The organism is Sulfitobacter sp. HI0129, assembly GCF_001635395.1.
Taxonomy (GTDB): Bacteria; Pseudomonadota; Alphaproteobacteria; order Rhodobacterales; family Rhodobacteraceae; genus Sulfitobacter.
On the sequence record NZ_LWGH01000832.1, the window covers coordinates 1 to 1,165 of the forward strand.

Sequence of the window (1,165 nt, forward strand, 5' to 3'; positions counted from 1 at the left end):
CGTGCGCAAGTTTGAACGTGATCACCCGCCAAAGTTCTGTCAGGTAACCGGCGTCGATCATCGCCCAGTGGTGGTTGCACAAGTACCCTCCGAGCCGATCGAGCGGGATCTTTACCGCGAATTGCTGTCCAGTATGGGCGCGCCGGCAATGGCCGGGGGCACATTGGCCCGCGAGAAAGATGTCTGCCGCTCGCTGCTGCGAACGGTCGGGGCGAAGATGATCATTCTCGACGAGGTGAACGGCATGCTGGCCGGGACATATAGGCAGCAGCGGATTTTCCTCAATGCCATAAGATTCCTCGCCAACGATCTGCGGATTCCCCTGGTCTGCGCAGGGACCGACCTCGCCCGCCAGGCATTGCTGACGGATGCGCAATTGGCGGAGCGGTTCGAAGCGTTTCACCTCAAGCCCTGGAAGAACGATGCCGTCTTTGCCGGACTTCTGAAAAGCCTCGGGCACATCCTGCCGCTGCGCGAGCCGTCCGATCTGACGGGCACCGCGACCAGGGCACGGGTCCATGCGCTGACCTCTGGTGTAACGGCGCGCATATTCCGTTTGATCGAGACCGCGGCGGAAGCAGCCGTTCACTCTGGCCGGGAGAGACTCGACGCCAAGAGTTTCGGAGATGATCTAGTACTGCCGCTGGTGTCGATGACGCAGAGCAATCGCCGTCGGCCGCGCCAAACCCCGCAACCCCAGGCTTCGGCATGACAGCAGCGATCCGGCTTCCCGTTGCGCCGCGCCCGTTTCGGGATGAATTGCTCTCCTCTTGGATGGTCCGGGTCGCCTCTCGCTATGGTTTGGAGGTGCCTGACATGACGGCGTATATGGCAGGGCAGAGGGATACCCTACCGTTGCTACGCCAGATTGATGACACAGCGCCTGACCCGGAACTACTAAAGATTTGGGCGCGGGGCTGCAGGATCGATCCTGCGCGCCTCGAACGCCTTTCATTGAAATTTAGGCACCACAACCGGCCGCGCGATTGGATTTCGAGTGCGAGAGGGGGAGGTGTATCCGTATGTTTTGCCTGCTTTGATGCGGATGTCGCGGTGGGGCGGGACGCCTATATTCGGGCTGATTGGAGGTTGGTTGAACGGGTTGTTTGCCCGGTTCACAAAGAGATGCTGCGGGACCGCTGCCTTGAATGCGGTGCCCACCTGC

At 60.9% G+C, this 1,165-nt stretch carries 2 protein-coding genes; both read left to right on the forward strand.

Going from position 1 to position 1,165, the window contains the following annotated elements:
* Window positions 1–712: TniB family NTP-binding protein (locus tag A3764_RS19680; protein ID WP_067951999.1), on the forward strand; the 712-nt coding region annotated here is incomplete at its 5' end.
* Between the two features lie 62 nt (window positions 713–774).
* A partial coding sequence (locus A3764_RS26465) for a TniQ family protein (RefSeq protein ID WP_443069399.1) occupies window positions 775–1,165 on the forward strand: 391 nt, incomplete at its 3' end.